The organism is Nannocystis pusilla (assembly GCF_020073745.1).
GTDB classification, from domain to species: Bacteria; Myxococcota_A; Polyangia; order Nannocystales; family Nannocystaceae; genus Nannocystis; species Nannocystis radixulma.
In genome coordinates, this window is record NZ_JAIRAU010000022.1 from 22455 (window position 1) to 29335 (window position 6881).

The following is a 6881-nucleotide window of genomic DNA, read 5'->3' on the forward strand; positions in this document are numbered from 1 at the left end:
TCGTCGGCGCCTCCATCGGCCTCGTCCGCGCCTCATCGGTTCCGTCCGCGCCTCGTCGGCCTCGTCGGCTTCTTCGGGGCCTCGTCGGTATCTTCGGCGTCTTCGGCCTCTTCGGCGCCCCGGCGCCTGCGGCGGCCCCGCAGCGTCGCCCGGGATCCGCTCGCGCGCGCCTTGCGGTACTCTACGCCCGTCATGAGCGCGCCTCGCCCGGCTCGTCGTCGCCTGTCCTCGAGGACCTGGCCGCTCGCGCCTGTCCTCTGCGCCCTGTTCTGCACGACAGCCGCCGCGGAGCCGCCCGCGCCGGCCCCTGCCGCTCCCTCCGGCGGCGGCTACTGGGTCGGCGCGCACCTCCTCGGTCCCGGACCGGCCGTCCTCGCCGCCACCGAGGCGATGTCGCTGGGGACCTCCGTCGACGGCGCTCCGACCAGCGTCGGCGCCGTCGTCGGCCAGGTCACCACCATTCACGATGCCATGCGGTTCGTCGCCCGCTGGGCCTTCTCCGCCGTCGTCGGGCCCGCGCGCGACCGGTCCGTGCGGCAGACCCCGGCGCCGATCCCCGGCGGAGACCTCCTGCCCGCCCACGGCGCCGTCCTCGTCGCGCTCACCGTCCAGGGCCGCAGCGCCGAGGGGGGCACGCGCTCGATCCAGTGGCCAAAGGAGCAGGCCGAGCTGCTGCCGCCCGATCTCGGGTGGATCCCCGCCGCGCTGGTGCCCGATCGGGCCCCGCTGTTCGCCGCCCCGGCCGCCCGGATCCCGCCGACCAGCGAGCGCTTCGCCCTCGCGCGCCGCGCCGGCGGACTGTTCGTCCTCGGCGCCCTCGACCGCTGCGACGACCGCTCGCCACCGCTGCCCGGGGCCGGCGGCGAGCCGGTGCGCGCCTGCCTGCGCTGGTATCAGGTCATCGCCCGCGACGGCGAGCGCTTCCAGGCCGGCTACCTGCCTGCCTTCCAGGTGTCCCTCACCGAGGACTGGCGCCGCGGCCAGGGCGCCCTCCCGCGGGCGCAGTTGATCGCCAGCGGCACCCGCGGAGACACCGCCCAGTTCGTGCTGCTGGCCCGCGCCCGCGACAACACCCTCCACCGCGTCACGCTCGAGGCCCCGCTGGTCGGCGACGCCTTCCCCGAGGCGACGCTGAGCGTCGACGGCGACTGGGCCGAGGTCCGCTTCGCCGGCGCCGCGCCGCGCCGGATCGCCCTCGACGCGACCATGGACACGCGCCAGCGCTGACGAACATGCGTGAGGGGCATGTCCGCACGGACATGCCCCTTCAGCCATGCTCGTTCAGACATGCGCTCTCAGACATGTCCTTTCGCACGGCTCGATCTGGAGACCCTTCCGCCGAGCGACCCGCGCTGCGGGCGAGCACGCGCCCGCGACGCCCGACCCGCCGCGCGTGCGGCCCGACCTCGAGGCACCTCCGCCGACCGGTGCGAATCGAGCCACGCGCCCGCGACGCTCGCCCCGCCGCGCGTGCGGCCCGACCTCGAGACACCTCCGCCGACCGGCGCGAATCGACCCACGCTCCGCTCGCCCGACCATGCTCCCACGTTCGCAGGACCCGGGTCCCCGCGGTCGAGCTGCGTGGACGGCCGGACGACCGCGCGGCCCGGCTCGCCTCGTCGGCCCCGCCGGGCGGCGAGCCGTGACCCGGCGCCGTTTCGTCCGTGCCGGCGCCGAACGCTGCAGGTTCGCGTCGTCGTCCCCCCCGGGCCAGACGGCGCGGCGTTGGCCCTCGCCGGTGGCGAGCGCCGCAGGTTCTGCTCGCCCCGCCGACCGGGCCCACGTGCAGCGCGCCCGTCCGCGCGCCGCTAGGGCCGCGTGCACGCCACATGACCTCAGGGACATGTCACCCCCTCGCCCCCGTCCGGGCGACGTGCTATCGCTTGCCGCATGCGTGTCCTCGCGGGTGACATCGGCGGCACCAAGACCTTGCTCGCGGTGCTCGAGCAGCGGCCTGACGGCCGCCTCGACGTCCTTAGCCGACAGCGCTACGAGAGCGCGAGCCACCCCGGTCTGGCGCCGATCGTGCGCGACTTCCTCGGCCGCGCCGGCGTCCCCGACGTCGCCCGGGCCGGCTTCGGCGTCGCCGGCCCGGTCGTCGATCGGCGCAGCCGGGTCACCAACCTCCCGTGGCAGATCGACGCCGACGCCCTCGCGGCCGAGCTCGGCCTGCGCTCGGTCGCCCTCGTCAACGACTTCGCGGCGGTCGCCCTCGGCCTGCGGGTCCTCGGCGCCGACGACCTCGAGGTCCTGCAGGAGGGCGAGCGCGACGCGAACGGCCCGATCGCGCTGATCGGCGCCGGCACCGGCCTGGGCGAGGCCGTCCTCGTGCCCACGCCCGCGGGCCCGCGCTTCCTCGCCAGCGAGGGCGGGCACTGCGACCTGGCCCCGCGCAACGAGCTCGAGATCGACCTGCTCCGCTTCCTGCTCGGCCGCCACCACCGCGTCTCCTACGAGCGGATCGTCAGCGGCCCCGGCCTCGTCACCGCCTATCAGTTCGTGATCGCCGCCGGCCTCGAACCTGAACTTTCGGACACACGCGCCCGCATGGCCGCCGAGGACCCCGGGGCGGTGATCGGCTCGCGCGCGCTGGCCGGCGACGACCCTGCGTGCGTGCGCGCCGTCGACATCTTCCTCGACCTCTACGGCGCCGAGGCCGGCAACCTCGCGCTCAAGGTCCTGCCCACCGGCGGCCTGTTCGTCGCCGGAGGGATCGCCGGCAAGCTCCTGCCCAGGCTCCGCGACGGCCGCTTCCTCCGCGCCTTCCGCGACAAGGGGCGCATGAGCCCGCTCCTCCACCAGATGTTCGTCGCCGTGGTCAAGAACACCGACGTCGGCCTGCTCGGCGCCGGCCTCGCGGGCCTCGCCTGAGTCATGTCCGCCCGCGTCGACGCGCTCGTCGCCGGATATCGCCGCGAGGTGGTGCACCGCCGGCTCCTCACCTGGAGCGGCCGGCTCATGTCGCTGTTCCTCGCCGGCCTCTACATCTACCTGCTGATGGTCCTCGGCCGCGACGACCCGTTCTACATCACGCTCAACCTGGTCGCCTTCGTCAACGGCCTGTCCGGCTTCGCCATCGCCCTCTACTACGAGGTCCCCGGGGTCGTGCGCGCGCTCCACAGCCCCGACCCGGCGCTGGCCGACGACGCCTGGGCCGCCGTCGAGCGCCTGCGCCCCGTGCTCATGCCGCGCCTCCTCGTCGACCTCAACCTCCCGCCCGACGAGCGCCCGGTCCTGGCCCAGACCCTCGATCGCGCCGGCGTCGTGCGCCTCACCCAGGCCCGCGCGCGCGACCGCTGGCGCACGATCGGCCCGATCTACTTCGCCGGCTACACCGTCGCCCTCGCCGCCTACCTGTGGCTCGTCTACAGCTGGGCGCCCGAGACCGTCCGCTGACGCCCAGCCATCGTGCTCAATTGCGGCATGCCGCTCGCGACATGTCTCATTCAACACGTCCGAACAGCCAGGTCCTTATCGACATGCCCGAATCGACATGCCTTTCTGCACATAGCCCTATCGACATGTCCTGAACACCAGCCTCGGCGACCGCCGGCTCACCCCGCGTCGCCGGCCTCGGGCCGCGCGTGGCGTTCGACGCGGGCGCGCAGCTCCGCGTACCGGGCCAGCGTCGGGTCGGCCGCGAGCAGCTCCCCGGCGGCGGCGCGGGCCGCCTCGAGCAGCGCCACGCCCTCGCCGGCGAGGCCGGCCCAGGCGGCGCGGCCGGCCTGACGCAGGCCGAACAGCTCTCCGGGCCCGCGTTCGGCCAGGTCGCGCTCCGCCACCGTGAAGCCGTCGCTGGTGTCGGCGAGCACTTGCAGCCGGCGCGCCGCGGGGCTCCCCGGATCGGCCCCCGTGTGCAGCAGGCACCACGAGCGCTCGGTCCCGCGGCCGATCCGCCCGCGCAGCTGATGCAGCTGCGACAGCCCGAAGTGCTCCGCGTGCTCGATCAGCATGAACCTGGCCTCGGGGACATCCACGCCCACCTCGATCACCGTGGTCGCCACCAGCACGTCGATCGCCCCGGCGCGGAACTCGGCCATCGCCGCCGCGCGGCGGGCCGGGTCGACGCGGCCGTGCACCACCTCGATCCGCAGCCCCGGCAGCAGCTTCCGCAGCTCCGCCGCCGCCTCGTCGACGTCGCTGGCCTCGCGCGCCCCGGCCTCGATCTGCGGGCACACCACGAAGCCCTGCAACCTGTCCTGGCGGACATGTTCCGCCAGGCGCAGGCGGGCGCGCCCGACCGGGCCCGCCATCAGCGTCGTCTCCGGCGGGCGGCGGCCCGGCGGCGCCTCGCGCAGCGTCGACAGGTCGAGCTCGCCGACCAGCGACAGCGCCAGCGTGCGCGGGATCGGCGTCGCCGTCAGCACCAGCAGGTGCGGCGCTCGGCCCTTGTCGCGCAGCAGCGCCCGCTGGCGCACGCCGAAGCGGTGCTGCTCGTCGACCACCACCAGGCCGAGGCGGCGGAACTGCACGTCCTCGGTCAGCAGCGCGTGGGTCCCGACGACCAGGTCGACCGTGCCGGCCGCCGCCGCCTCGACCACCGTCTGGCGCTCGCTGCGGCTCATCGAGCCCGTCAGCAGCGCCAGCCGGATCCCCGCCGACGCGCACCACGGGCGCAGCGTCGCCAGGTGCTGCCGGGCCAGGATCTCGATCGGCGCCATCCACGTCGCCTGCCCGCCCGCGGCCACGATCCCCGCGCTGGCCGCGAACGCCACCAGCGTCTTGCCCGAGCCGACGTCGCCCTGCAGGAGCCGCAGCATCGGCCGCGGCCGCGCCAGGTCGGCCTCGATCTCGTCGATCGCCGCCCACTGCGCCCGCGTCGGCTCGAACGGCACGCACGCGCGCAGCGACTCGCGGCGCGAGCCCTCGTCCGGCAGCAGCGACACCGTCACCGGCAGCGCCTGCGCGGCCGCGCGGCGCTGCAGCAGCGCCAGTTGGGCCACCAGCAGCTCCTCGAACAGCATGCGGCGGTGCGCCGGCGAGCTGCCGGCCTGCAGCGCCGCGATCGTCTCGACCGGCAGCGCCTCGTCGGGCGCGTGCAGCAGCGCCAGCGCCTCGCCGAGCCCGATCAGCCCCAGGCGCGCGCGCAGCTCGGGCGCCAGCGGATCGACCAGCAGCCCCGCGTTCAGCCGCTCCACCGCCGTCCGGCACAGCTTCGCCAGCGTCGCCTCGCCGACCCCCTCGACGTCCGGGTAGCGCACCGTGATCGTCGGTCCTGGCGCCTCGGGATCGCGGATCTCCGGGTGGATCAGCGCCAGCTTGCCCTTCTTGCGGCTGACGCGGCCGACCAGCAGCACGCGCTTGCCGGCCTGCGCCCGCTCGGCCAGCCCGCCGACGCGGTGGAACCACTGGCACTGCAGCCCGAGCTCGCGCCCGTCGGTGTCGACGACCACGCAGTCGAGCCCGGCGAAGAAGCGGCCGCGGAAGAACCGCTGCGAGAACCGGCGGATCGTCGCCACCACCGCCGCCTCCCCGCCCTCGGGCGTGAGCGCCAGCGACGTGCGGTGGCGGCGGTCGCGGTAGCCGGTCGGGATCACCCGCGCCAGATCGGCCAGCGTGACCAGCCCCTGGGCGGCCAGGCGTTCGGCCGTCTTGGGGCCGACGCCCGGCAGGGCGACCAGCTCGCCCTGGGCCTCGCGGTCGCGGCGCGGGGGCACGATGACCGATCGTTCAGGTCCCGAGAGACAGGTCTCTCAGGTCAGCTCGCCTGGCCCGGCGGCGTGAACGTGAACCGCAGCTCGTGGTCGCACAGGAAGTACACGCTGCCGTCGATCACCTTGTGGTTGTCGACGCGCTGCCCCTCGAACTCGATGCCGTTGGTGCTGCCGAGGTCCTTGATGAAGTAGTCGTTGCCGCGGCGGACCACCGAGGCGTGGCGGCGGGAGATGTTCGCGTCCTTGATCGCCAGGTCGGAGAACTTCTGACCGCGGCCGATCACGAACTCCTCCTTGTCGATCTCGTACCACTGGCCCTCGAACAGCACGTAGAGCGGCCGCGGCTTGCTCACCGGCGCGCCGGTCGGCGGCGGCAGGCGCGACCCGGTCGGCGGGCGGGGCAGCGTCGGCGCGGTCTTGGCCGGCGCCGACACGGGCGGCCCGAGCGTCGCCGGGCCCGCGGGCGCGGCCACCGGGGACGGCGGCATCGGAGCAGGCGCCGGGGCTCCGGCGGGCTTCGGCAGCCGCGGCTGCGGCAGCGTGCTCGGGGCGCGGCTCTGGCCCGCGCCGAGGCCGGCGGGCGGGGCCGCGGGGCCGGGCGGCGAGGCCATCGGGCCCGAGCCCGGGGGGCGCATCCCTGGCGGGCGCGGCACCGGGGCGGCGCTGGGGAGCGGCGCCGAGGCCGGGCGCGCGGCGCCGGGGTGACCCGGCTGGGTGGACAGCACCGAACGGGCCGGCGAGCTCGCCCCTGCCGGCGGGGCGTCCGTCATCCCCGAGGACTCGTCCTTTTTGCCCTTGGCCGCGCCCTTGAACAGCTGGAGCAGCGCCGCCTGCACGACGTCGTCGGTGGCGATCCCGCGGCGTTTGGCGAGGGCCTCGACCCGGGCCCAGAGGTCATCACGACATTGGAACTGGCGCAACGTCTTGCTCATGCACGTCCCCCACGAGGTACTCGCCCGGTTGTGCGGGCGTTCCTCGGCGCGTCCCCGGCATCCTAAGAAGTTGATGGCGCGCGGGTCAACTGCCGCGGACCTCGCGGTCGTCGCGGCCAAACCGGGTTATCCTGCCCCCCGCGATGCGCTCTCGGCGACCGACGCGACGGCCCTCGGACGGACCACGAGTCCTCCGCTCCGTCCGCGGGCCGAGGCGCGAAATCGCACAATCGCTCCTGAGCCTCTTCTTCCTGGCTGGAATCGCCGCTGCACCGAACGCCGCCGGGGCCACGCC

Annotated in this window: 5 protein-coding genes; 3 read left to right on the forward strand and 2 right to left on the reverse strand. The window is 75.2% G+C overall.

Annotated features, from left to right (window positions below):
• Positions 1-192 precede the first annotated feature (192 nt).
• The 3 genes from K7C98_RS16935 to K7C98_RS16945 all read left to right on the forward strand — a co-directional run bounded on the left by K7C98_RS16935 (position 193) and on the right by K7C98_RS16945 (position 3396).
• A complete protein-coding gene (locus K7C98_RS16935) occupies positions 193-1227 on the forward strand; it encodes a hypothetical protein (RefSeq protein ID WP_224192719.1) in 1035 nt (344 codons plus the stop codon).
• A 663-nt stretch (positions 1228-1890) separates the two neighbouring features.
• Positions 1891-2871, forward strand: a complete 981-nt coding sequence (locus tag K7C98_RS16940; protein WP_224192720.1) for a glucokinase — start codon at positions 1891-1893, stop codon at positions 2869-2871.
• A 3-nt stretch (positions 2872-2874) separates the two neighbouring features.
• On the forward strand, positions 2875-3396 hold the full coding sequence (locus K7C98_RS16945; protein WP_224192721.1) for a hypothetical protein: 522 nt from the start codon (positions 2875-2877) through the stop codon (positions 3394-3396).
• Between the two features lie 158 nt (positions 3397-3554).
• On the opposite strand, the gene K7C98_RS16950 is transcribed toward K7C98_RS16945, so the two are convergent.
• Together K7C98_RS16950 and K7C98_RS16955 are read right to left on the reverse strand one after the other, a co-directional pair.
• Positions 3555-5657 (reverse strand): ATP-dependent DNA helicase RecG, encoded by a 2103-nt coding sequence (locus K7C98_RS16950; protein WP_224192722.1) that lies wholly within the window; start codon positions 5655-5657, stop codon positions 3555-3557.
• A 41-nt stretch (positions 5658-5698) separates the two neighbouring features.
• Entirely contained in the window at positions 5699-6574 is an 876-nt protein-coding gene (locus K7C98_RS16955; protein ID WP_224192723.1) for an FHA domain-containing protein, read from the reverse strand.
• Positions 6575-6881: the final 307 nt, after the last annotated feature.

What these genes read in the sequence shown, in the direction of transcription:
- K7C98_RS16945 (WP_224192721.1), top strand. Translation starts at nt 2,875, where the DNA reads ATGTCCGCCCGCGTCGACGCGCTCGTCGCCGGATATCGCCGCGAGGTG.
- K7C98_RS16940 (WP_224192720.1), top strand. Translation starts at nt 1,891, where the DNA reads ATGCGTGTCCTCGCGGGTGACATCGGCGGCACCAAGACCTTGCTCGCG.
- K7C98_RS16935 (WP_224192719.1), top strand. Translation starts at nt 193, where the DNA reads ATGAGCGCGCCTCGCCCGGCTCGTCGTCGCCTGTCCTCGAGGACCTGG.